General features: G+C 42.4%; 26 protein-coding genes. 19 read left to right on the forward strand and 7 right to left on the reverse strand.

Going from position 1 to position 24,692, the window contains the following annotated elements; genetic code table 11:
- Entirely contained in the window at nucleotides 1-2,715 is a 2,715-nt protein-coding gene (locus tag WKK05_RS15165; protein ID WP_341530455.1) for a CHAT domain-containing protein, read from the reverse strand.
- 1,055 nt (nucleotides 2,716-3,770) lie between these two features.
- On the opposite strand from WKK05_RS15165, the gene WKK05_RS15170 reads away from it, so the two are divergent.
- The 4 genes from WKK05_RS15170 (at nucleotide 3,771) to WKK05_RS15185 (ending at nucleotide 7,292) form a co-directional block, all read left to right on the forward strand.
- Nucleotides 3,771-4,070, forward strand: a complete 300-nt coding sequence (locus WKK05_RS15170; RefSeq protein WP_341530456.1) for a DUF4278 domain-containing protein — start codon at nucleotides 3,771-3,773, stop codon at nucleotides 4,068-4,070.
- Between the two features lie 170 nt (nucleotides 4,071-4,240).
- Nucleotides 4,241-4,999 carry a hypothetical protein gene (locus WKK05_RS15175; RefSeq protein WP_341530457.1) on the forward strand — a complete coding sequence of 253 codons (759 nt, stop codon included), beginning with the start codon at nucleotides 4,241-4,243 and terminating at the stop codon, nucleotides 4,997-4,999.
- Nucleotides 5,000-5,189: 190 nt separating this feature from the next.
- A complete protein-coding gene (locus WKK05_RS15180; protein ID WP_341530458.1) occupies nucleotides 5,190-5,666 on the forward strand; it encodes a hypothetical protein in 477 nt (158 codons plus the stop codon).
- A 72-nt stretch (nucleotides 5,667-5,738) separates the two neighbouring features.
- A complete protein-coding gene (locus WKK05_RS15185) occupies nucleotides 5,739-7,292 on the forward strand; it encodes a GMC family oxidoreductase N-terminal domain-containing protein (RefSeq protein ID WP_341530459.1) in 1,554 nt (517 codons plus the stop codon).
- Nucleotides 7,293-7,449: 157 nt separating this feature from the next.
- On the opposite strand, the gene WKK05_RS15190 is transcribed toward WKK05_RS15185, so the two are convergent.
- Nucleotides 7,450-8,640 carry a transposase gene (locus WKK05_RS15190; protein ID WP_341530460.1) on the reverse strand — a complete coding sequence of 397 codons (1,191 nt, stop codon included), beginning with the start codon at nucleotides 8,638-8,640 and terminating at the stop codon, nucleotides 7,450-7,452.
- Nucleotides 8,641-9,115: 475 nt separating this feature from the next.
- On the opposite strand from WKK05_RS15190, the gene WKK05_RS15195 reads away from it, so the two are divergent.
- On the forward strand, nucleotides 9,116-9,334 hold the full coding sequence (locus WKK05_RS15195) for a hypothetical protein (RefSeq protein WP_341530461.1): 219 nt from the start codon (nucleotides 9,116-9,118) through the stop codon (nucleotides 9,332-9,334).
- Between the two features lie 190 nt (nucleotides 9,335-9,524).
- On the opposite strand, the gene WKK05_RS15200 is transcribed toward WKK05_RS15195, so the two are convergent.
- Entirely contained in the window at nucleotides 9,525-9,920 is a 396-nt protein-coding gene (locus WKK05_RS15200) for a hypothetical protein (RefSeq protein ID WP_341530462.1), read from the reverse strand.
- A gap of 458 nt (nucleotides 9,921-10,378) precedes the next feature.
- On the opposite strand from WKK05_RS15200, the gene WKK05_RS15205 reads away from it, so the two are divergent.
- The gene (locus WKK05_RS15205; protein ID WP_341530463.1) at nucleotides 10,379-10,609 is read left to right on the forward strand and encodes a hypothetical protein; all 231 of its coding nucleotides are present in this window, start codon (nucleotides 10,379-10,381) and stop codon (nucleotides 10,607-10,609) included.
- On the opposite strand, the gene WKK05_RS15210 is transcribed toward WKK05_RS15205, so the two are convergent.
- The 4 genes from WKK05_RS15210 to WKK05_RS15225 form a co-directional block, all read right to left on the reverse strand.
- Nucleotides 10,566-10,742, reverse strand: coding sequence for a hypothetical protein (locus WKK05_RS15210; RefSeq protein ID WP_341531305.1), 177 nt, complete (start codon nucleotides 10,740-10,742; stop codon nucleotides 10,566-10,568). The two genes, WKK05_RS15205 and WKK05_RS15210, sit on opposite strands and share 44 nt — an antisense overlap.
- Nucleotides 10,699-11,085 (reverse strand): type II toxin-antitoxin system VapC family toxin, encoded by a 387-nt coding sequence (locus WKK05_RS15215; RefSeq protein WP_341530464.1) that lies wholly within the window; start codon nucleotides 11,083-11,085, stop codon nucleotides 10,699-10,701. Before WKK05_RS15215 ends, WKK05_RS15210 begins: the two co-directional genes overlap by 44 nt.
- A complete protein-coding gene (locus tag WKK05_RS15220; RefSeq protein ID WP_341530465.1) occupies nucleotides 11,085-11,336 on the reverse strand; it encodes a type II toxin-antitoxin system Phd/YefM family antitoxin in 252 nt (83 codons plus the stop codon). The genes WKK05_RS15215 and WKK05_RS15220 overlap by 1 nt, the downstream gene beginning before the upstream one ends.
- Before the next feature lie 178 nt (nucleotides 11,337-11,514).
- Nucleotides 11,515-11,808, reverse strand: coding sequence for a hypothetical protein (locus tag WKK05_RS15225; RefSeq protein WP_341530466.1), 294 nt, complete (start codon nucleotides 11,806-11,808; stop codon nucleotides 11,515-11,517).
- 383 nt (nucleotides 11,809-12,191) lie between these two features.
- Between WKK05_RS15225 and WKK05_RS15230 the strand changes: the two genes are divergently transcribed.
- From WKK05_RS15230 to WKK05_RS15290, 13 genes are all read left to right on the forward strand, one after another.
- Entirely contained in the window at nucleotides 12,192-12,509 is a 318-nt protein-coding gene (locus WKK05_RS15230; RefSeq protein ID WP_341530467.1) for a DUF4278 domain-containing protein, read from the forward strand.
- Between the two features lie 148 nt (nucleotides 12,510-12,657).
- Nucleotides 12,658-14,217, forward strand: a complete 1,560-nt coding sequence (locus WKK05_RS15235; RefSeq protein ID WP_341530468.1) for a GMC family oxidoreductase N-terminal domain-containing protein — start codon at nucleotides 12,658-12,660, stop codon at nucleotides 14,215-14,217.
- A 36-nt stretch (nucleotides 14,218-14,253) separates the two neighbouring features.
- The gene (locus tag WKK05_RS15240) at nucleotides 14,254-14,796 is read left to right on the forward strand and encodes a winged helix-turn-helix domain-containing protein (protein WP_341530469.1); all 543 of its coding nucleotides are present in this window, start codon (nucleotides 14,254-14,256) and stop codon (nucleotides 14,794-14,796) included.
- Nucleotides 14,780-15,148 carry a cytochrome P450 gene (locus WKK05_RS15245; RefSeq protein ID WP_341530470.1) on the forward strand — a complete coding sequence of 123 codons (369 nt, stop codon included), beginning with the start codon at nucleotides 14,780-14,782 and terminating at the stop codon, nucleotides 15,146-15,148. The genes WKK05_RS15240 and WKK05_RS15245 overlap by 17 nt, the downstream gene beginning before the upstream one ends.
- Before the next feature lie 112 nt (nucleotides 15,149-15,260).
- Nucleotides 15,261-16,820, forward strand: coding sequence for a GMC family oxidoreductase N-terminal domain-containing protein (locus WKK05_RS15250; RefSeq protein ID WP_341531095.1), 1,560 nt, complete (start codon nucleotides 15,261-15,263; stop codon nucleotides 16,818-16,820).
- 82 nt (nucleotides 16,821-16,902) lie between these two features.
- Nucleotides 16,903-17,385 carry a hypothetical protein gene (locus WKK05_RS15255; protein ID WP_341530471.1) on the forward strand — a complete coding sequence of 161 codons (483 nt, stop codon included), beginning with the start codon at nucleotides 16,903-16,905 and terminating at the stop codon, nucleotides 17,383-17,385.
- A 161-nt stretch (nucleotides 17,386-17,546) separates the two neighbouring features.
- Nucleotides 17,547-19,001: an NAD(P)/FAD-dependent oxidoreductase gene (locus tag WKK05_RS15260; protein ID WP_341530472.1), complete on the forward strand. Its 1,455-nt coding sequence runs from the start codon at nucleotides 17,547-17,549 to the stop codon at nucleotides 18,999-19,001.
- A gap of 474 nt (nucleotides 19,002-19,475) precedes the next feature.
- Nucleotides 19,476-19,655 (forward strand): hypothetical protein, encoded by a 180-nt coding sequence (locus WKK05_RS15265; protein WP_341530473.1) that lies wholly within the window; start codon nucleotides 19,476-19,478, stop codon nucleotides 19,653-19,655.
- A gap of 77 nt (nucleotides 19,656-19,732) precedes the next feature.
- Nucleotides 19,733-22,180 (forward strand): chitosanase, encoded by a 2,448-nt coding sequence (locus WKK05_RS15270; protein ID WP_341530474.1) that lies wholly within the window; start codon nucleotides 19,733-19,735, stop codon nucleotides 22,178-22,180.
- A gap of 161 nt (nucleotides 22,181-22,341) precedes the next feature.
- Nucleotides 22,342-22,752 (forward strand): hypothetical protein, encoded by a 411-nt coding sequence (locus tag WKK05_RS15275; protein ID WP_341530475.1) that lies wholly within the window; start codon nucleotides 22,342-22,344, stop codon nucleotides 22,750-22,752.
- A 23-nt stretch (nucleotides 22,753-22,775) separates the two neighbouring features.
- Complete coding sequence (locus tag WKK05_RS15280) at nucleotides 22,776-22,979, forward strand: hypothetical protein (protein WP_341530476.1); 204 nt, start codon at nucleotides 22,776-22,778, stop codon at nucleotides 22,977-22,979.
- A gap of 13 nt (nucleotides 22,980-22,992) precedes the next feature.
- The gene (locus WKK05_RS15285) at nucleotides 22,993-23,322 is read left to right on the forward strand and encodes a hypothetical protein (protein ID WP_341530477.1); all 330 of its coding nucleotides are present in this window, start codon (nucleotides 22,993-22,995) and stop codon (nucleotides 23,320-23,322) included.
- A gap of 157 nt (nucleotides 23,323-23,479) precedes the next feature.
- Nucleotides 23,480-24,628: an amidoligase family protein gene (locus tag WKK05_RS15290; RefSeq protein ID WP_341530478.1), complete on the forward strand. Its 1,149-nt coding sequence runs from the start codon at nucleotides 23,480-23,482 to the stop codon at nucleotides 24,626-24,628.
- Nucleotides 24,629-24,692: the final 64 nt, after the last annotated feature.

The following is a 24,692-nucleotide window of genomic DNA, read 5'->3' on the forward strand; positions in this document are numbered from 1 at the left end:
TCAAAGCCAGTTACCAATGAGAATGAATGGTGACCAATATCCAGGGTGACTTTCAAGTTGCTGGTGATGCGTTTGTAGCCAAGCTACTTGAGCCGCCTGTAATGCTTTGGCTTTACTCATGCCGCTGTGCCAGCTTTGATAAAATTTGGCTATCAGTTTTGCCGTTGCTGCATCATCAACTTTCCAAAGAGTTGCGATGGCGCTTTTAGATCCAGCTTGAATAGCGATACCAGCCAAACCTAAAGTTTCGCGATCGCTACCTACTGCTGTTTCACAGGCTGTCAAAGTGAGTAACTCAATCGGTTGTTTTTGAGTGCGAGTGCTATTGATAAGTTGGTAAAGGTCGTTTAGTGTCAATTTTTCATTGTAAGTCTCATTAGTAAGTGATTTTTGACGATTTGCTACAACTTTCTTTCCAGTTACTAAAAACGTTTCTCTATCATCAATACCAAACTTTCCGTGAGTCGCTAGATGAATTATTGGATAAGTATTTTCTTTCAACTCTTGTTGCAATCGCTCACGTGTAAACTCTTGATTCAGTAAACCCTTGCTTTTAGGTAGGCTCGTTGTAATCATTTTCAGCTCGGATTGCACTTGTGTAAGCGGCTCAAAAAACTTTGACCCAGTATCTGTTTCGATGGTAGCTGGTTGTGTCAAACCGAAAGCCAATACCTGTAACTTTTTGGGGTTGGACTGTTGAGGATTTGTCAAAGTTAATGCTGGAGCAAAGGCGATCGCATATTTTTCAATCAAGAATTTTTTACCATCAAACAGTGCAGCTATTGGGATACTCCGAAGAATTCCGTCTTGAATAAACACTAAAGTTTCAATTCTTTCTTTTTCTAATTCACTAATGAAAGGACGAATAAACCAGTCATATACTTGTTTAGCTCTGGTTTGATAACTATTTTCCAAGTCAGAGCGTTTTTCTAGTTTGACTCGTAAATCATTAATAATATCTTTGACTTCTTGACTTTTAACAGGTAGCCAAGAAAGCTTTGATTTAAGTTTTTGATTACTATCAGATAACGTGAGAATGATTGCAAGACGGTCTTTTAAGATAATCGAACTCAAGACGGCAGTGTTTTTCCCTACTAGTGGCACTGGTTTCTGAATAAGTGCTAAATCGCAATTATTTCCTAAATAATTTTGCAGTTCTGCTAACCTTAACTCATCTACTATTGGAAGCACTGAGTCTAAGTTATTTTCAATATTTGATTCTCCAACAAGATGCTGGCTTTCTTCTAGGCGTAACTCTAGCAATTGGCGATAAACTGGTTCAACATTGTCTCGAAAATCAAACTGTAAATCTCGCTGTTGCAGGCTCAGGTTATTGCGAATGCTTTTGAGGCTGTCAACAGACTTTTCATAAAAATTAATCGCTTCTCTGCCTCGACCTGTGGTTTTAAGTAGGCGTCCTGCTTGCCACGTCCACAAGTAAAGGCTTTCGTTAGTAACTGTGCTAACAAGTGCTTGTTGGGTAAAATTTATAGCCTGTTGATAGTCGTGACGACATTCATAAACGTGTCCTATTCTACCTTTAGCAAAGGATTCTGCTTCCCAATCTTGTATTTTTTGAGCTGCGGACAAAGCTTTATTGAGCAACTCAAAAGATTTAGGTGATAATTGTGAATCTAAACATTGAGTTGCTGGGTCATTACTTACCATCTCACCTTTTTGACTGACGAGTTGTAAAAGATTAGCGAGTTGAATTTCTGCGTAGACTTTTTCGCGGGAGTCGGGTAATTGTTCCAACACAACTAGTGCTTGTTGTAATGTATTGTTAACTACCGCTTGGTTTTGACTACGTTGGTGGTAATAAAGCCTAATTAGACCTAATAGCGATCGCAGTTCGTTTACTTTGTCGTTTTGACTACGCGCTAGATTGAGGCTTTGCTCAAAATACTGTACAGCTTGGTTATCATAACCAACAGTGTATTGCTGAAATTTTTGGGCAGCTTTTTTATCACCTACCTCCGAGGCAAATTCGGCACGGCGCTGATTGCGGTTTGCAAGAGTAGCGTGGGTATTAGCTAAACCATTCAGGTTAGACACTAGATAAGTTTGATTATCGAGGCGCTTGGCAATTTCATTGCTACGTTCAAAATTAGAAATAGCTTGTTCATACTCGCCTTGGAGACGATGAGCATTTCCCAGACTACCCCAAGCGGCAATTTCCCCCAGTTGATCTGAGTGGTTACGGGCAATTTCTATGGCACTATCTTGGCTACAAGCTGCATTGCTTTGCTTTTGACCGCACAAAATGCTAACTGCGCGTCGCTGCTGTCCCAAGCTACTGTAGAGTTGAGCCTGTTCTGTCAGCATCCGTCCTACTTTTATCGGCTCGTTTGTTTGACGATAGTAGGCAATAACTTGCTTTAATTGAGCGATCGCTTCAGCTATTTGACCTACCTGTTGGTATGCTCTAGCAAGATATGTCCTGATACTTATATTCTCTGCATCATCACTGCCACGCTGTTGATTAGAGAGGGCTGTTTGCCAAGACTTAATTGCCCCTTGAATATTGCCTGCTTGGTATAATTCAAGTCCTTGCTGTACTGACTGCGCTAAAGTTATTGATTGGGCTGTTGCTTTTTCTAATATTCCTTTATGCCCAATTGTTAAGGAAGGATGCGCTAACCACAAGCATAAGGTTAGTGTTGTGACGAAGAGAACTACCCAAACGCGACGAATACGGTATGGCAAGCGTTGCATGATGGCATAAGGGAAACTATACCAGTGAATTTTACAGGATGAGTTTGCTTAAAGCAGCAAGTAAAAAGGATTGGGGATTATACCCGAATGGCACTAAGTTAAGCGTAAACCCTTGAGATAACTGGATGAGAGGGTGTGGGGTGTGGGGTGTAGGGTGTGGGAAATCAAGAAAATGTTGAACTCCTTGACGCAACTAAAGTTTAATTTTCTTAAACACGAACCTGCAACCCTACTCCCAACAAGATAGCCAAGCGCGAGGTTTCACGTTTTCAAGCATGACATTCGATTATACCTACAGATAAATTTAAGAATGTTTTCCTAGCCTCGAGTACCAGAGCAGTGTTCTTTCCACCGTTAACACAATGTATACGGAAAGCTCTGATGCTTGTACCTCGCTACTGCTTTGTTAACGCCGTGACTAGTTGACATTTTTTCAATAAAACAGTTTGCAGATAAGCCTTAGTAAATTTCCAAAATTGGAAAACTAGTTTCCTGGCTTAACGATGTATTTCTAATTAAATCTATCTATTCTGAGATTATGCAACGAAAGCGAACAGCTAGTACGCCAGTGTTGCATGGACTTCACCTTAGTATCTAACTTGATACTTTAGTTTATTTCTATCTCTAGGTCAGTTATCAATCTATAGCCATTTCTATTTTAAGGAGAAAACTTATGCTGTTTAACCTGAGTAATTCTAATAAATCATCTATTGTGTCATCTATTCAATTGTTTTATCAAGGCACTAAACAATTCAAAAAAAGTAAATTGTCAAAGCATGAAGATATCAATATTTCAAGCTCAAATACTAGTCTATCTGTATATTTGCCTAATGTATTAAATAAAACAGATTTGACAAGCAAACTAGATGATTGCCAATCACAAGAAATCAACAAGAGACCTCTAACAACGAAAAGCTGCACTTATTGGTGGATGTAGACAAATATTTTGTCTACTAAACCTTACGAAATTACATCGAAGGATTTTCTAATCACTAATAGTTCTCAAGTCGTTACAAAAACAACCACATCTTTATTCACAATTCACGAGGCGAAATATGAAACTTTCCTATCGCGGTCTTAGCTACGAATTAGACTCTTCAAAAATTGCAAACAGAACAACAGAAAAGCCTTTTCAACCAGCACCTAGTGTTGGCTCAGCTTACAATCTGATTTACCGTGGGGCTACTTATCGTGTTGATCCCAATGCCAAGTCTGCTGAAGTTACCTTACCACCAGCAACTTATAAATTGAGCTATCGAGGAATTAATTACTTGGTAAATAGAAATGCAAAAGGAAAAGTTACCGTAATGACTCAATCAGCAAACTCATTACAGGTCAGCACACTGCCAATTTGACAACATTAACCTAATATAACTTTCCATCTATATCTGTCTGCTATTTAAGAATTGGGATGTGACAGATAGAGTTAAAACTCTCAAACAGAACAACAAATTAAAACACTCAAATACGAGTAAGACTAGTCGGGTAAGAATCAAATTTACATTGAATCAAAGGAGCAAAAGTCATGGCAAACCCAAGAATTATTTCGGCTAAGTATCAGGAAAAATCGCGTGGCCCAATCTATAACGGTGAACCTATCCAGATAAGCAATGGTTCTGTTGACGGAGGGTCATCGGGAGGCTCAATAGCAATTACCAAATCAGTATCGCGTTCAGTAGAGGTGAGTATTGGGGGAGGGGTAGACATCCCATTAAATTTAATTAACAACCTGTCAATGAATGTGGGCATTTCTGTAGGAGAAACCATTACCTCTGAAGTGACTATGAGTGTTAATGTTCCACCAGGGAAAAAAGCGGTAGCGACATTCACACCTCAATTTTTTAAATCAACTGGCACTACGGAAGTATGCAAGGAATTTAGGTTGGGAAATGGCGAATTTGATGTCTCCTGTGAAGAATATGAAACGACAATGATTTTTCCAGTCACGAAAGACTTGGATGGAAAACAGATGTTAGTTGGTGAATACGATTACAAGGTTATTGGCGAGAGCGATAATCCTGATTCTGATCCAAATGGGGAAGGCAATCCAAAGGAGGAAGGCAATCCAAATGAGGAAGGCAATCCAAATGAGGAAGGTGATGAAGGCGATGAAGGCGATGGAGGCGATGAAGGCGATGGAGGCGATGGAGGCGATGAAGGCGATGGAGGCGATGGAGGCGATGGAGGCGATGAAGGCGATGGAGGCGATGAAGGCGATGGAGGCGATGAAGGCGATGGAGGCGATGAAGGCGAGGAAGGCGATGAAGGTGGCGAAAACCAATAACTAGAATTTTTTCAGCGATCGCCTAACTTTCTTGATTGAATATATTAGCACCCCCGCTCTCATAAGTTGCTTTACAGCTTATATTTATCAATCATTCACAATCTCTCATGGAAGCGGCACACGCCTATATAGGCGTGTGCCAAGCCTGACCAACTTATTTTTGCACGGGCCCCTTAATGGAGTTATTCTGATGATTCATCACTTTTCCATCGCCGCTCAAAACCCCCTTCGCGTTGCTAGTGTGCTAGCAGAAATTTGTCAAGGTAAAGTCTTTAATTTTCCAAATCCCGGAAGTTACGCCGTGTTTGCGTTTGATGAATATGGCACTGGAATTGAAGTCTTTCCTTTAGGAACTGTGTGTGTTCCAGGTTCCGACACAGAACCGAGCAAAGTTATCCAAACTTCCAGTTCACCTGATTTTGTAGCAACTCACGCCGCGATTTCTGTCCCTGCTAGCCAACAGCAGATTGAGCAAATCGGTAGGCGTGAGGGTTGGCAAGTTGCACTTTGCGACCGCGGTGCGTTTAAAGTGATTGAGTTTTGGGTGGAGAACTGGCTGATGTTGGAGTTTTTGCCCCCTGAACTTGCAACTGGGTATTTGCAATCCATTCAGCCTCAGATTGTGGAACAGGTGCTTGGTCAGCCAATCCAAATGACGCAAGTTTAGAGCAGATTTATGATTAGCGATCGCTAAAAGCAGTATTATTCTACAAATTTTGCAATTAACAAGAAAAATCTCATGACTAAATACGATTATATTGTGATTGGTGCAGGTTCGGCGGGCTGTGTCGTCGCCAATCGCCTCACAGAAGACGGTAAAACAACCGTATTATTACTAGAAGCAGGCAATCCACCTACCTTACCAGAGCATCAAGTTCCTCTAGACTGGACAAAACTCTGGGGTACTGGGGTAGACTGGGCATATTTTACGGAAGAAGAACCGTACATTAATAACCGCAAAATCTATTGTCCACGCGGGAAAGCTTTGGGTGGAACCAGTTCAATCAACGCCATGATTTATATTCGAGGCAGTCGGCATGATTATGACCACTGGCAAGAATTAGGCAATCCTGGCTGGAGTTACCAAGATGTGTTGCCATATTTCAAGAAATCTGAAAACCAGCAGCATGGCGCATCTCAATTTCACGGGGTCGATGGATTGCTGAGTGTGACAGATCCCTTAGCACCTGCCGTAACATCACATAAATTTGTAGAAGCAGCAGTAGAACTTGGTTATGAGCGCAATCCTGATTTTAATGGCGCACAACAGGAAGGAGCCGGACTTTACCAGTTGACTATTAAAGATGGTAAACGGCACAGTACAGCAGCAGCATTTTTAGTACCCATTTTGGATCGTCCCAACTTAACAGTTACCACTGGTGCATTAGTTACTCGGTTATTGTTTGAGGGAACGCGCACAGTTGGAGTGGAATATCTGCACGAAGGAACGATACACCAAACCTTTATAAATCAGGAAGTAATTCTTTCTGCTGGCGCGTTTGATTCGCCCAAACTACTGATGCTCTCTGGGATTGGCAATGCAGAACATCTGCGATCGCTAGGTATTCCTGTAGTTGTTGATTTGCCAGGCGTTGGTCAAAACCTCCAAGATCATCTTAATGTCGCCGTTGCACACCAAGCAACTCAGGATGTGCAACCTGCCCCAACTAGTAATATTGCCGAAGCTGGATTGTTCTTGCATACTGAAGGTCGTTTAGATGTTGCACCAGATTTGCAGTTTTTCTCTGGCCCTGTTTTGTGGACGCATCCTGCATACGCCCGCGAAGGCCCTGGATTTGCAGCTACAGCCTGTATAACTAATCCCGACAGCCGTGGAAATCTCACCCTCTGTTCTGCTTCACCCCATGACCCAGTTGTAATACGGATGAATTATCTCCAAAGTGAATCCGATTTGCAAAAGCTGGTTGCAGGAATCAAAATTATCCGTCAGATATTCCAATCAACTGCATTTGATGACTTCCGAGGTGAGGAAGCTGCTCCCGGTATTGATGTAACTAGTGATGAAGCCCTTGAAGCTTACGTCAGAGAAACGTGTGATGCTGTATGGCACCCAGTCGGCACTTGCAAAATGGGAACAGATGCTGATTCAGTAGTAGATCCTGAACTGCGGGTATATGGAGTTGAAGGGTTGCGTGTCGTGGATGCTTCAATTATGCCAACCATCACCACGGGAAACACTAACGCACCCACAATTATGATTGGCGAAAAGGCAGCCGATTTGATTAAAGCTGTAGGTCGTGTTGCAGAGCAACTATCTTTAACGACTGCATAGATGTAGAGCATTGAAGAGATCGCAGTCTTCTCTACGAGACGCTCCGCGAAGGGGGTTTATGTCGATTAGACATCTCTGGAAAAGATTTTGAGACCGCTTTCTTTGTATGCAGACCTAACCCCCCTGCCCCCTTCTTATAGGTGTAGGTATTTTACGATTAGGAGGAGTTTGAGTAATAGAAAGCATCAACTGGGGTGGGAGGGAAAGCACTCCACCTCGGAAGATGAATCGAGAAACCGTTAAGCAAATCAGCAATCAGAGTAATAAAACCCAGAAGGAAACAAGAAATTTGGCGTAGTGGTTTTGGGTTTATTGGTTTAGAAAAAACGATATGCTTGTTAGGGAGTTGTTGGTAGTTTGAGGGAGGAGATTGATTTTCAGCTTCGCCACCAAGCATGAGCATCCATAATGTGGAAACAGCAATCGCCAACCATAGACGTTCAGCACGTTGTGGTGAGAGCAAACGGGTGTTGTGCCATTGCCAACCGTCGGATTTAATATCGCGGTAAGCGCATTCAGTCGAGGGACGTAAACCGTACCATAAAGCATCAGCTTGGCTTGGTTCAAGGTCGGTTAAAACTAACCAAGGGTCTTTGTAGCCGATATCCCAACGGGCCAATAGGGTACATTCAAGCGGGTTAGTTCTAAATCTTACAACTCGACCAGACCAAGATTGTCTAGGTGTTTTAACAACTTCTGTTAGAGGTCGCCAACTACGGTCTGGTGGTATTTGATAAGTTCCTTGATGATTAATACGTAGAAATGGATGCCAGCCAGCGCTAACAATCAGTTCATAGAGCCAATCTGCATACAGTCCTCGGTCGCAAGCAACAATCACATTCCACTGTTGGGGAATCACACCTTTGAGAAGTTCAATGAGTTTGTGCCAATGCCCTTTCCAACTACCTGGTTCAGTTGCCGCAACAATACACCATGCAATCGGGATTCCACACCCTGCAAGCAATACATTGATTGACAAGACCGTAAACTTGTTACTAATACTAGTTGCATCAAGCGCCAGAGCTACTTGCTTTATATCTGCTGGTAGTAAACTCATTACCCACAACAGCAATGGTGCAAAACAACTGCTGACATCAAGACTACAACGCTTGTCTCCTTTTTTAGCTTCGGCTTCTTGATACCATTCTTTTAAGCGTTGACGTACTGTATTTGGTTTTTCCTGATTGATACTGGCGATAAATCTTGATACTTGTGTCAAGCTACTCGATTTTGTCATCACCATGCCAAAACTCCATGTTGCCAGTCCCACTGCTTCAGGTATCGATAAATGAACCATGTGTTCTGACACTATACAAGACCACTGTTTGAGATACTTGTTCTTCAGCATCTCCCTTGTTTACCTACACTCGTTCTACACTTTATTTTCTCCAAGCTGTTAATAAACACTCACATCTATGTAATAAACCTACACCTGTCAGCCTGCCCCCTTCCCTACAAGGGAAGGGGGATTTTAAAGCCTCTCTCCGCTTCGGGGAGAGGTTTGGAGAGGGGTCTTCTTTATTTTTCGGAGATGTAGATTGTAAACCGAATGGCACTAAGACTCATGTAAAACCTTGTCAGGGCTCTTTGTTGGGGGTAGGGTTGCAGGTTCGTGTTTAAGACAATTAAATTTTAGTTGCGCGGCGGAGTTTAACATCTTCTTAATTCCCCACACCCCACACCCTACACCCCACACCCTCTCATCCAGTTATATCAAGAGTTTGTGCTTAACTTAGTGCCATTCGATTGTAAACCCCCGAACCTAAAGGGCTTGCTATTAGACATCGCATAACCAGTAAACCAAAAAGTTTTCCCAAAAAGCGATGTCTACAGCAGGCTACGCCTATGCTCATCAAGTTTACGTATTTTATTACCATCAGGCTTTGAACGCCGTTCGCAAATCGGTTGCAGATATGCGAGCAGATCCTTTACAAGGTCAGTTGTTGGAGGTGACGATCGCACTCAAGCAGCGATCATTGGCAATATGTATATCTCTTTTCTGGACGATCAGTAATCTTGAATTACGAGACGCTAATGGATGATACTGATGGAAGTCCAGAACCCAGCAAAGAACGTCATGGCTGTTAATTAAGAAGATAGTTAGCCTACAAGGTTAGAGTTGGGCCTGTTTTATCCGCATCCGTCTTACCTTGATCGGTTCGTTCATTTGACCATAGTAGGCAATAACTAGCTTTAATTGGGCGATCGCTTCTTCGTCAAAATGGAATGATACTATGTAATTGCATCAGACTTAACAGCCGTTTGCTCTGCACCAGTTTTTATCCGAGTGTTAATGCCTTTGCGGATGCGATCGCTCTTACGCACACCACCAGCTTTGACATATTCGGCGCTGTCTTTTCCGTATCTGCCTGCAACTGACATCAGCATATTTTCACACAGCACGCTCAAGCTTTTTTCTAGCTGTTCAATATCAGTTCTAGAAGCATCAATTACAGCCAGAGCAGTATTATGAGTGTTCAGCTTGGCGCGTAATTGCTCAATTTGTTGTAGCATATTTTGCAAGCTATTAAAATTGCCAAAGTCAAGAGTCGGATCAATAGTTTGCATTCCAGAAACTCTCTGTTGAGCTTTTTCGAGAATGCGAGATGAACGTTTGGGTAGAGTCATAGATTATTCCTCATGAACTTTTTTTGTACAGCACGGCGTTAAAAAATCAACTTTATTTTTAATTTTGAATTTCGCTTCGCGGTACTACTGTTAGCTTGTCTTAAAACAGCAGTATTCCGGCTCAGGGAAAATCACAAATATTTGGCTTTTTTTAAGAATATTTTAGGGATATAATTCTGTAATTATGCGTAATCGATAGCGCTTCTCTGTTGAGTGCAATACAGACCTAACCCCCAGCCCCTTCCCTTATAGGGAAGGGGAGTAAGATTCAAAGCCTCTCTCCTTTTAGGAGAGAGGTTTGGAGAGAGGTCAAAATGTATTGCACCCAAATAAGAACTGCTATATAGTGATCGCTCCTTGGAGTTCCCCAACTTGGAGCAGCGCAATTTCTCATCACTTGGTGCAGCCTCTTAACGCAGAAAATTAACTCGTTGGTTACAAATGAGTTGAGGTTCTTGATGAATGAGTACTCATTGATAGACAACCCGATCTCGTTGGTCATGAATGCGATCGCCTTCTCTATGGATGAGTACTCATTGATAGACAACCCGATCTCGTTGGTTGTGAATGCGATCGAGTTCTCTATGGATGAGTACTCGTTGATAGACAACCCGATCTGGTTGGTCACAAATGCGATGAGGTTCTCTATGGATGAGGTGATTTTGGTAAAGAAAGCTGATTTTGCGTAGATATTACCTGCGTAGGCGATCGCAGTTTGCGTTTCATGAAAGCTAAATTTGAGCGATCAGAGTTTGAAAAAGAAACTGTGCGATCGCCTTTACCATATAATTTGCACTGAATACTGTGTGATTTGCTGGTCAATTGTCACAATTGGCAAATTTTCTACTTGGCTTTGGGCAATCAGAATCCGATCGAATGGATCTCGGTGGATATTTGGTAAACTACCAACTTGCAAAACATGACTCATTTGAATAGGTAAATTTTCAAAGCGATTGATCGCTAAACGACTGGGAATATATTGTTCTACAGGTTCAGGTAAAGTCAGTTTCCCTAATTTGTTTTTGATGATAATTTCCCAAGCGCTTACCACGCTCACAAATAGGATGTTACCTGAATCAGCGATCGCATTACGAGCGTTAGCAGATAATTGAGGGTCGTTTGTTACCCACCAAATGAATGCATGGGTATCCAGTAAAGCTCTCATTAAGAAACAAAGTTAGAACTTTCAAAATCACTTAAGATTTCTTCTGGTAAAGGCTCGTTGAAATCTGATGTAATAAATACTTTACCTTTATCTAAGCCCGGAATGCGAGGAGAATTAGTATTTGTGAGCGCGACTAGACGTGCAATTGGAATCCCCTGTTCAGCAATCACAACTTCTTCACCTAGCAATACTTGATTGAGAAGTTCAGTAAATTTGGCGGTTGCTTCAGCAACGTTGACAGTAATAGCCATTGGCTTTGGTAATTGTGAATTCCAAATATTTCTTACGATAACACGGGCTGCGTAGGCGATCGCACTTTGCGTTTCATGAAAGATAAATTTGAGCGATCACTTGCCAATTAGTTTTTTAGAAGACGAGGAGCGATCGCTTGGTTTACAAGCCTTCTCGCAGTGTATTACGAATTACGAATTATTTCCACCATCGCGCTACATCTGCGATCGCACGGGCAAGTTCTGCCGTTGCAACTTCACCACCTAATGCAAATATAACTGGAAACAATGCTTTAATATCTTGTAGAAAGTTAGGGCGAGTGCGAAAAGATAACTCATCAAGGGTATCTTGCCAAAGCGGGAAAAGTTTGGCCAGCGGCATTTGTAATAGACCAGAAGCTAAGGCACTGAGGGCATTGGCGCGAATTGGCTCATACTGAATCGCCCTGGCGGCGGGAGTGCTTATGGCAATAACTCTGGTGGCAGTTCGCACTGAAGCCTGAAACTTATATCTCCCCTAGCCCACGCTAGTTGCACGCCACTTGCTACCCTGCGGTAAATCCGCCTTAGTAAATTTCCAAAATTGGAAAACTAGTTTCCTAACTTAACGATGCATTTCTAATTAAATCTATCTATTCTGAGAATATGGAACGAAAGCGAACAGCTAATATCTCAGTATTGCATGGACTTCGCTTTAGTATCCTAAGTTTATTTCTACCTTCTAAAGGTACAAAATTATGCATTTTAGTAATTTTGTTAGTAAGTTAGACAGTTTGATTATCATGCAGCTAGCAAAAATCTAAAGTACTAACTCTTAATTGATACCTTTGATTACACAAATAACCACATCTTTATTCACAATCCACGAGGCAAAATATGAAACTTTACTATCGCGGTCTGGGCTACGAATTAGATTCCTCAAAAATTGCTGGCAGAACAATAGAAAAACCTTTTCAATCAACACCTAGTGTTGGAGCAGCTTATAATCTGATTTATCGTGGGGTTACTTATCGTGTTGATCCCAATGCCAAGTCTGCGGAAGCTCCTTTACCACCAACAACTTATAAATTGAGCTATCGAGGAATTAACTACTTGGTGAATAGAAATGCACAGGGAGAAGTTACCCTAATTAATCAATCGACAAATCCATTACAAGTTGATACACAGTCAGCGCTGACAACATTATCCTTGTAAGACTCCTGTACTTGCAACTCAATATTTGCAATCCATTCAGCCTCAGATTGTGGAACAGGTACTTGGTCAGCCAATCCAAATGACTCAAGTTTAGAGCAGAGATGACAACAGTATTTTTCTAGAAATTTTGCAATTAATTAAGAAGCTCATGACTGAATATGATTATATTGTAATTGGTGCAGGCTCGGCAGGCTGTGTTGTCGCCAACCGCCTCACAGAAGATAGTGAAACAACTGTATTATTACTCGAAGCTGGTGGCCCTGACACCAAACCAGAGATTCAGGTTCCTGTAGAGTTTCCAAACTTAATAGGTAGCGAAGTAGACTGGGCATATTTCACAGAACCAGAACCGCACCTCAACGGACGTAAACTATTTTCTCCACGTGGTAAAGTTCTAGGTGGTACCAGTTCCATCAACGGCATGGTTTATATGCGAGGTAATCGCCGCGATTATGACCACTGGCAAGAGTTAGGCAATCCAGGCTGGAGCTACGAGGATGTATTGCCATACTTCAAGAAATCTGAGAATCAGCAGCATGGAGCAAATGAATTTCATGAAGTCGGGGGACTCCTGAGTGTGACCGATGCCGTGGCTCCAAATGTGGTGTGCGATCGCTTTATTAAAGCCGCAGTAGCATTGGGTTACAGGCATAATCCTGATTTCAATGGTGCAGAACAGCAGGGTGTAGGATTGCCCCAGTTAAATATTAAAGACGGCAAGCGACACAGTACAGCAGCAGCTTTTTTAGTACCTATTCTCAATCGCCCCAATTTGACTGTCACCACTCATGCGATCGCAACTAGTTTACTATTTGAGGAGACACGCACAGTTGGGGTGGAGTATCTGCACAACGGAACGCTACACCAAGTTCGCGTAAATCAAGAAGTCATTCTTTCTGCTGGCGCGTTCGATTCACCAAAACTGCTGATGCTCTCTGGAATTGGCCCAGCTGAACATCTGCGTGCATTTGACATTCCTGTAGTCATTGATTTGCCTGGTGTCGGTCAAAATCTTCAAGATCATCCCCAAGTTCATGTAGCTTACCAAGCGACTCAAGATTTGCAAATTGCCCCAACTAGTAACATTGCCGAAGCAACTTTCTTCGTAGATACCAAAAGCCGCCTAGATACTGTACCTTCTTTACAGATGCACTTTGGCCCAGTCATCTGGGTGCAGCCTGAGTATGCCCGTTCTGGGCCGGGATTCACCTTTGCACCCTCTATTACTCATCCCCAAAGCACAGGTAGTGTGAGTCTGCGTTCTTCTTCCCCACTAGATCCACCCGTTATCCGCATGAACTTTCTCGAAAGTGAGAAAGATATGGAAGTTTTGGTAGAAGGAATTAAAATTGCGCGTCAGCTTGCTCTTTCAAGCGCATTTGATGAGTTTCGGGGCGAGGAAGTTACTCCAGGTGCTGACGCAACTAGCGACGAAGCAATCCGAGATTATATCCGCAAAGGGTGTGATACCGATTATCACGTTGTTGGCACTTGCAAAATGGGCGTTGACTCTGAATCAGTGGTAGATCCTGAATTACGGGTACATGGTGTTGAGGGCTTGCGTGTTGTAGACGCATCAATTATGCCAACAAATACTACGGGAAATACTAACGCACCCACAATTATGATTGGCGAAAAGGCAGCCGATTTGATTAAAGCTGCTAGTCGAGTTTCAAAGCAAGCGGCTTTAACAAGTGCGATCGCATAACTAGCTAAATTTACGCTTCAGCAAAAACAGAGATTTATGACGAACATGATTCCTGAGCGACTTTCCTCCGATGCTCCTCCTGCACGCGCCCTACTCGCCATGATCTTTGGCGCTGTACAGACGCAATTACTAAGTGTGACTGCACAGCTTGGGATTCCCGATCTCTTGAAAGATAGTCCCAAATCTGTAAAAGCCTTAGCAGAAGCTACTGGCACGCAGGAGCCTGCTTTGTCGAGGCTACTACGGGCGCTAACAGACTTGGGTATTGTTGTGGAAACGGCACCTGGGCAATTCATCTGCACTCCAATGGGCGCTCTGTTGCAAGCCGATTCCCCCAATTCGCTACGCGAATATGCCATGTTATTTGGGCGATCGCTGGCATTCGACACCTGGGCTAATCTGCTGCATAGCGTACACACTGGTATGAGCGCGTTTGAAGATCGCTTTGGAATGAATATCTACAGACTTGATTCCCAATGGGGTGAATGCACTGCTGAGTCATCCAGAGCAACTGCAAAAATTGCAAGAAAATCCGGCTTTGATCAATTCCGCAGTGGAAGAAATGATCCGGTTCGATAGCCCCGCACCTTTTGTCTTTCGGATTGCCAAACAAGACTTGACAATTGGCGGTAAGGACATCCCGGCGGGTAGCGTCATCGCTCTAGGGCTGGGGGCGGCGAATCACGACCCGGAAAAGTTTGACTCACCCGACGTTTTTAATATTACGCGATCGCCTAACGAACACCTTGGGTTTGCTCCGGGCATTCACTTTTGTCTGGGAGTCGTTTTAGCTCGTATGGAGTTAACTATTTGCTTCAACACATTACTTAAAAGATTGCCAAATCTTAGATTCGATCCCGATAAGCAAGCTATTCCTAGACATACCAGCCTAGTTTTCAAGGGGTACGATTCACTACCCGTAAAGTTTTGAAGTGATTAGTGAGAGGCGATCGCCTACCGATTTTTTAGCAAAATTGACGAGTTGCCAACAAAGACATTCAAATTAACTATACGCAGCTGAATTTAAAAATTTAGTAAAAATGATGGCTCAATACGACTATATTGTTATTGGTGCAGGTTCAGCAGGCTGTGTTCTTGCCAATCGTCTGACTGAAGACGGTAAAACAACCGTGTTATTGCTGGAAGCTGGTAATCCTGATAGTAAACCGGAGATTCCTATCCCTGTAGAGTTTCCTAAACTATTTAACTCAGAGGTGGACTGGGCATATTTTACCGAACCAGAGCCATACCTAAATGGGCGTAAAATCTATTGTCCACGCGGTAAAGTCCTTGGTGGCAGCAGTTCGATCAACGTCATGATTTATATGCGAGGCAACCGTCACGATTACGATCGCTGGCAGAATTTAGGTAATACTGGTTGGGGCTACCAAGATGTATTGCCTTACTTCAAGAAATCTGAAAACCAGCAGCGTGGAGCATCGCAATTTCATGCTGTCGATGGTCTGCTGAGTGTAAGTGACCCAATTGCACCTAACCCAATATCACAATACTTTCTTGAAGCAGCCACAGCAATGGGCTATAAGCTTAATCCTGATTTCAACGGCGCAAATCAAGAAGGTGCGGGGCTTTACCAGTTGACTGTCAAAAATGGTAAGCGGCACAGCACCGCAGGGGCATTCCTAGTGCCAATTTTAAATCGTCCCAATTTGACAATTACTACAGGAGCGTCAGTTACCCGTTTACTGTTTGAAGGGAAGCGTACAGTTGGCGTGGAGTATCTGCAAAATGGGAAAATCCACCAATCTTTTGTCAACCAAGAAGTGATTCTTTCTGCTGGCGTGTTCGATTCGCCCAAGTTACTCATGCTTTCCGGGATTGGTTCAGCAGAACACCTGAGCGCATTAGGAATTCCTGCGATCGTTGATTTACCGGGTGTCGGGCAGAATCTCCAAGATCATGTATATGTGCAAGTGGGTTATCAAGCCACTCAGGAGTTGCAACCTGCCGCCACCAGCAATATCGCAGAAGCTGGTTTATTCGTGCATACCGAAGCTAATACAGATATTACACCAGATTTACAGCTTTCCTGCGGCCCAGTTTTGTGGATGCAACTTGAGTCTCCTCGCTCTAGTTGGGGATTCACCTTTGCAGTGGGTACAACACATTGTTACAGCCGTGGTAGTGTCAGCTTGCGTTCTTCTGACCCCAAAGATCCACCGTTAATCCGCATGAACTATCTCCAGAATGAAAAAGATATGCAAGTTCTTGTGGAAGGAATTAAAGTCTCCCGTCAACTTGCTTATTCAGGAGCATTTTATCAATTATTAAGCGAGGAAGTCGCTCCTGGTGATGACGTAATAAGTGACGAAGCAATTCGAGCTTACATCCTTAAAACTTGCGAGACTGCACATCATCCTGTCGGGACTTGTAAAATGGGCGTTGATGAAGGCGCAGTTGTAGACCCCGAACTACGGGTACATGGTGTTGAAGGTTTACGTGTCGTAGATGCTTCAATTATGCCAACTATTATTACGGGAAACACTAATGCACCCACAATTATGATTGGCGAAAAAGCAGCCGATTTGATTAAAGCCACAAAGCTAACTCTACAGCAAGAAGTGGAGTTAGCAAAACTTTCATAATGTTTAAACTCATTTTTCAAATCTTTTGAGTGCAACGCTTTCAATCTTCTGTGTCTTTTAGTTATTTAAAGAGAGTAATTTAATGATTCATCACCTTTCTATTTCTGCTGAAAATCCTCAGCACGTTGCCCAAGTTCTCGCTGAAATCTTGCAAGGACAAGCGACACCCCATCCTTTTAGCCCAGACGGTTATATCGTTTTTCCTTTTGATGAATATGGTACAGAAATTGAAGTTTATTCTTTAGGAACTGAAATAACACCTGGTGACAGTGAGGAGAAACGAGCATATATACAAAATCCTGCTGCTTCTAAGTTTACAGCTACCCATTTCATGATCTCTGTACCTGCCAGCGCCGAACAAATTGAGCAAATTGCCCAACGTGAAGATTGGCTTATGGAACGCGCTAGCTTCGGCTTTGATTTCATTTTGTTGTGGGTGGAAAACAGATTGTTAATAGAGTTACTGACTCCGGAGATCACTACTCAATACATAGCGTTTACAAAACGAGAAAATTTGAGAAAATATTTTGTTTTCCCTGATAGCGACAATTCACCTAAAAGTTGATGGGTTGTGCATCGTAAATAACTATGACAGACATCATTTTTAGACAGGGAACTTTGTGCTGGGATGTCTTTGGGCTTGATGGAGTCAAAAAGCTAAGTAAAACAAGAGTTATGGATAGACTAACAAGCGATCGCTAATAATCACTGGCAATGAGTATAAAAATGAATATAAAAACTATTGGTATTATTGGCTCTGGAGTCGCTGGGTTAACAACTGCTAAAGTTCTACAAAACGCAGGGTTTACTTGCGAGATATTTGAGAAAAGTCAAAAACTGGGCGGCGTGTGGACAGTTGGATATCACAATTTTGGGCTACAAGAGCCTTCTAAGCTTTATGAATTTCCTGACTATCCCATGCCCGAAAGCTATCCGCAGTTGCCATCGGGTCAGCAAATTCGCTCTTATCTGGAAGATTATGCTCACCATTTCCAAATTTTTGACAAAATTCATTTTAACAGTATAGTCAACGAGCTGGAACCAATATCTGATAATCGCTGGATTCTTCACTACACAAATAGGGAAACTGGAGAAACAACTCAAAAACAGTTTGATTTTATTGTTGTCTCAACTGGGCTGTACTCTAATCCTTATATCCCCCATGTTCCCAACCGAGAAGTTTTTTCTGGTAAGGTTTTGCATTCCTCAGAATACAAATCACCTGACTTGATTAAGAATCGCAAAGTCACTGTTGTCGGATTTGGCAAGAGTGCCTTAGATATTGCCACAGATGCGACACAATCGGCAACGGATGTAACTTTAGTTTTCAAAAATGCTTACTGGCCCGTACCTTTACGAATATTAGGATTAATTGATTTTAGAGTTATTTTCTTAAATCGTTTAGTAGGTGGATTTTTACCTCTGTATCAACGCCCCTACAAGTGGGAAGAAAATCTCCACAAGTATTTTCCGTGGCTGGTTTGGGGATTTTGGCGATTTGTAGAAATTATATTGCGCCTGCAATATCGAATGAAAGAATCCAATACTATTCCATCTCATCCGGCTGAGAAAGGTGTGTTTGCTCAAGGTTTTATCCCACAGGATGAAACATATAAAATGATGCGTCAGGGCGCAATTAAAGTACAACGCACAAGCATTGAACAGTTTACACCCGATGGTTTAGTTCTAGGAAACGGGGTTCACCTTGATAGCGATGTTGTTATCTTTGCTACAGGATGGAAACCTAATAATAGCTTTTTACCAAAGGCTTTTCAATCTACAGTGGAAGATGATGGTGTTTATCTTTACCGCCATATTATTCACCCCGATTTATCTTCTTTAGCTTTTATCGGTTGGGCTTCTACATTTTCCAATTCGCTTACAACTTACTTAGAAGTTATCTGGCTAACTCACTTGTTAAAAGGCAAGATTAAACTGCCTGAACGTGAGACGATGTTACAAGAAATTTCACAAATGAAACGCTGGAAACGCGGCTTTATTCCACCTATTTCTGGACGCAGTTCGCTGCTGCAAGCACATATGTGGCATTATCACGATGAATTGCTGCACGATCTCTCGATTAATCCATACCGCAAACACAATATTATTGCCGAGTGGCTGCAAGATTATCGACCTACTGATTATCGTGATATTGATGAAGCGATCGCTTCATCAATTTAGCCAACAGCAATATTAATTGTGAAAATCTTAGGCTCATCTCCCCGGCTTCTCCAAGAAGTCGGGGAGCTTGTTGTTCACGAATGATTTAGGATTGCTATAGCAGCCTTGCGTCCCAAAGGAAGGTTGCATTTAGTTGGGATAATTCCTAAAGTATCATTCCAGAGCCTTCCTTAGATTCTCGGATAAAAATCGATCTCTACTAGTCCAATCACTTGACTAAAGTAGAGTGTAGGACTTTTGTCGTGCATTAGCTAAATAATATTTTTTAACTTCATAAATTGACTTTCCAAAAGTGGAAAACTAATTTCCTGCCTTGACGATGCAAATATAATCAAATTTATCTATTCTGAAAGTATAGACAGCTTAAATGCGTCACAGATCATCAATGCATAAGTCATAATTTATTGCCATTTATTTGGAAATTAAAACTTATGCTGTTTCAACTAAACCTTAATTCATTAAAGTGAGAAATATATGCAGCTTCTAAACAAAGATAGCAAAGATTTGCTTCTTTCACAACCACCAGTATCGTTAGCAATTTCTCTACAAGATAAGAAGAAACCCCTAACTAAACTTTCAATTTTATGGATGCAAGAATTTGATGGAGAACGTTATCACTTAGTTGCAAGATGGATTAAAGAAGCAGAAATTTAAGTAGTTTTGGAAGCTTGAAAACTTATTAAGCATCAATTTTTATCAAAACGCAAACATTAACCAATTAAAGTAAATTTATGACTTGTCAAATCGGTAGTTCATACAAAATTAAAGCAGGTGATACGCTTTTTATCATTGCCGAACGGGAGTTAGGAGATGGCGATCGCTGGCGTGAAATCATGAATCCTAACGGCATTCCCTTCACAGAAAAGGAAGCTGAGAATTTGCAAACGGATCAGGAAATCTGCATTCCTAATGGCTCTGTACCACCGACGGGTGAGTGGCAATCAAAGCGCGTTTTTTTTGGCAATAATGGTAAACTAACTTACACCTCGGATCAAGAGCAAAACCGGATTCCAGACTATAGCTATGCGGGTTACCGTTATGGTGAAATTGAATTGCCCAACGTTCCTGAAGTGTCAAGCATCTCACCGATTTCGGGTGATAATACTGCACACATTCAAAAAGCACTGGATGCTGTGGCAACGCGCGAACCTGATGCTAATGGATTTCGTGGTGCTTTGGTACTAAAGCCGGGGCTTTACGAACTTCGCAGTACAATTCAAATTCAGGCGAGCGGGGTTGTATTGCGTGGTTCTGGTGATGGGAACGATCCCAGTAAAGACACAATTCTAGTTGCCAAGGTGGTTGATCAGCCTATCATCGAAGGGAAACAAGACAGACCACCGGATAAGTCAGTAGTAATTCTGGGTACTAATAATCCAGCACCTTGGAAATCAGGAGACGAAACCAAGATTACAGATGATTTTGTTCAAGTTGGCTCACTGGGCTTCAATGTCGAGAATGCTTCACTATTTAAGACTGGCGATGCCATTATCATTAAGCATCCCTCTACGCAGAAATGGATTGATGCGCTTGACGGTGGTGGTGTGGGTGAGGTTGACGACCCTGAGAAGAACCCTTGGAAAGCAGGCAAAGTAGACATTGTGTATTATCGACGGGTCGATCGCGTGGAAGGAAATATGATTATCCTTGACGCACCGATTTACAATCATCTCGATCGCAAGTTGTCACAATCTACCGTCTACAAGATTAACAGCAGCGAAGTCTTGACAAATGTGGGGCTTGAAAACCTACGCATCGAAATTGATAAAGGTGGCGAAGACGAGAAATCCCTGTGGAGTGCCGTTAGCGTTATCGGTGCAGAAGATGCCTGGGTGCGTAACCTCACCGCCCTGCACTTTGGATTCTCAGGTGTATACACAGAAGGAGCATTGAGGGTAACGGTGACAGATGTCAAGGCGTTCGACCCAATTGCCATTCGCACAGGCGGACGTATGTACAATTTCAACACCGAAAAGCACAGTCAACTCATTTTATTCCAGAACTGTGAAGCGACAAACGGACGCCATAACTTTATCTCTAACGGTACGAGTAGCGCTTCTGGAATTGTCTTCCACAAATGCAAGTCGAAAGGCTTAGGCTCTAACTCCGCAGAGAACTCCGACAGTGAAGGACATCGACTCTGGACTCAAGCCATGCTCTTCGATAGCATCGACGAGAACAGTGCTGATACTGGAAGCATCGCTCTGATTAATCGCGGTAATTTCGGCAGTGGTCACGGTTGGTCGGCAGCACACTCCACTATTTGGAACTACAACGGCACAATAATTGTGCAAAAACCACCAACGGCGCAGAACTATGCGGTGTTTTCAACAGGTAAGGTGCAGAAAAAGTTCAAATTCTCAGGTGTTATTGGAAACGTGGAAGGCGAAGGCGAAAAGGGCAAGCTTTCTCCAGCGTCTCTCTACGAAGCGCAACTCAAAGAGAGGCTTCATACAATTGACGAACCCCCTACGCAAGAAGTACCCGGCGTTGAGTTTTTTCCACCTGGCACGCTAAACCAGCTTAACACCCTGACTGGTTTGGATGCACAGCAGCTTACAAACATCCTTGGCATGATTAACGGGCCCGAACAAGCCAATAGCAAGTGGTGGCAGACAGTCGATGAAGAAATTATCTACGGCTATGCAGAGGACATTGGCGACGGTCGCGGCGTCACCATCGGCATCTATGGTGCCACGACAGGCAAGGACTACAATGACGCAGACATTATCTGGAAGAATTACGGTCAGGACTATAGCAATCTGCCTGTAAACAAAATCATCGAAAAAGTCCACGCGATCGCCAATGACCAGAAATGGTGGAAGGCGCAGTGGGATGCCTACATCTCCACGTACTGGGAGCCGACGCTGAAACTGCTTAAGTCGAAGAATTACATGAAAGCATTGACAATTGGTGTACTCATAGATACAGCCATGAACGCTGGTATGGAAGACGACAATTCTGAGAATTGGGGCGTTGAACATTTGTTCACAGAGGCGAGTAACGACACAAACAATGAGGAAGATTTCGTGAATACGTTCATGGAATTACGTCTCCAGTTCCCCACGCACAATAGCGGCGACATGGAAGAGCGAGTCGGTGCTTGGCAAAAGTTGGTGCGGGATAACAAGTGGGATATGCGCGTAGATTTGAATAATTACGTCTATATCCCGCAGTGAACTGCAAAAAGAAGTACGTGCAAAAACGTTTTTTGCATCACTATAGAACCATTCCTTAATGGACTTGTTCTAGATTCGAGTTAGCTTCTACAAGCTATCGTGATGTTTAACCTATCTAGCCGCTCAATTTATCAAGTTACTTGAATAAGGAGAATAATCTCATGACAACATCAACACAAGAATCAAAAGATCAAGAGCTTCAGGCTTTTTATAACAGCCAATACGATTATTGGGATGCCCGGATATTAGCAGATTACTGGGGAAAATCGGAGGAAGATGCAAAGGCTGTAATTGGTAGAAAAATCCTCTGGGGTAAAAAAGATGTTGCCATTCTTGAGCAGTTTCTTGTAGATGCTAGGGTGAAAGCTCTAGAGGCGGCAAAACCAGCCTCAAATCCCAGTTCTTATACACTGTTTAGAGAGTCAGAATTTAGGGAATATGAGGATGTAGAAGCATTGGCAAAATTTTGGGGAGATCCATCACCTATAGATACAAAACTGCGTATTGAGCGCAACCTAATTTTGGGTAATGATGAGCTGCTTAAAAAAGCACTAAAATATGCTCGTTCCTAATTTTTAAAAGCGCTTCAGTTTGTGTGATTGGTACTGGAGTAGATATCCTCAACCGTGCGATCGCCTGTTGGAGCGATCGCACAAATTATCCAAAAGTACTAAACCTCAGCCATCAATACTACAATGCTCAAACTATTGCCGAAATTTACAATTGCAATAACAACTGCTGCTCTTACTACTGCTGTCATCGCAACCAGTCAAGCCCAAAACTCTACTGTTGGCTATGACTTTACAATCAATGTGACTAAAGGATCATTAGCAGGCAAATCATTTAATGGCACCTTCAGCTACGATAACTCGACCTTGAAAGGCATTGGAGTTGAAGAGTTGGGAGTTACTCAGGGATTAAAAGTTTGCTTCAACTATCTTGGACGTAATTATAGCGAGAGTAATGACCGTGACTATCCTACGTTCCCAAAAATAGTTTTTGAAAATGGAAAAATCAAACAACTAGACTTTTGGGTACAACCAGAAAAGCGTGTTGTCTGGTGGAATTTACGGGGATGGGAAGTTAAGTATTCCCAGCGTCAAGCTTCTGCTCCTACTATTGAAAATTGCCAAAAACGTTAAAGCGATCGCTGTATAAGTCAAAAAAGGTTACACAAATAAATTAAGAATAAAGCTACTAGTAATATCAATCCCTAAAATCTGAGAACAGATTCAAACACGAAAACACAGATGAAATCAGAATTTCTTAATTACGAATTACGAATTACGAATTATTACTATGTCTTTTTTGAATTGGAAAATAGGCTTCGAGATAGAGCTGATGTCACCTAGAGGACATAGCAGACAGGATTTAGCAGAGTTGATCGCCCAACAATATGATGCAAGAGTGCATCGCGTGTTTCATCCCCAGTCTGAACTAAGTCAGGTTCCAGGAACTCCTTTATTTCAAAATCTTACTTTGGGATTTGAGGTGATTGATCGACACGGATGTTTGATTGCTCGATGTGTAGATGACCTAACCCTTGTTGAAGACTTAGACAAAACTGAAAAACCACAGCCAGGATGGTATCGGATTGTCAGCAATGATAGCAGACTGCTGCAACTAGTAGAAAGCCAAGCTAATGCTGCTGATTCTCTCACCGACGTACTCAAGCCGATTGCTAGATTATTTTCTACCTATCCGGAAGAAGGGCCTGGCGGGATGGTGCGTGTTAGCGATCGCACAGGTAATCCAATAGCGATCGCTGCACCCCTGCCAGGAGAGAGAGAACGTCCCTGTGAGCTAATTACCCCGCCTATTGAGACTAATCATGGCGATCGCTTAGAAGTACTTTTGTCAGCAGCTCGCTCTATTGGCTTCACAATTCCAGTTGAAGGTGCAACTCACCTGCACTTTGATGCTACACCTTTATGTTCTACTAGAGTTTTCGCTAATCTAGTAAATCTTTTATGGACACACGGGGAAAATTTAAAACGATTGGTAGGAACTAACCCCAATTGCAGACGCTTGGGAATGTGGGATGAAGAGTTATTGGTATTAGTCAATCAATCAGATTTTTCCGAAATGTCTTGGTCGGATGCTAAAGCACGTCTTGCAAAACTTGAATTAACAAAATACTGCGACTTTAATATCAAAAATCTAATTCACTCTATTCCTAGCAAATTTACCTTTGAAGCACGTATTTTCCCTTCCTGGATGCACGCACAACCTATTATTGAGGCGGCGGCGTTGATAGAAGCAATTCTACGTTATGCAGCAGGAGCATCTCAAATATCACCTGCTGCACCTTTGGAATGGAAATTAGAATCAGTGCAGGAGTTTCTTAAAGCGCTACCATTAGCCGACGATTATCGCTACGTTTGGTTATCTCGCGCTGCCAGATACACTCAAGAGAGTGATTGCAACAGTTTTTTGCTGACTTACTAGAGCCATCTTCCAGAATTAACTAGCGAAAATTATAAACACCTAAATTGTGTAGTAAAGTTTCCAA

Origin of the sequence: Nostoc sp. UHCC 0302, from assembly GCF_038096175.1 — a bacterium.
Classification (GTDB): Bacteria; Cyanobacteriota; Cyanobacteriia; order Cyanobacteriales; family Nostocaceae; genus UHCC-0302.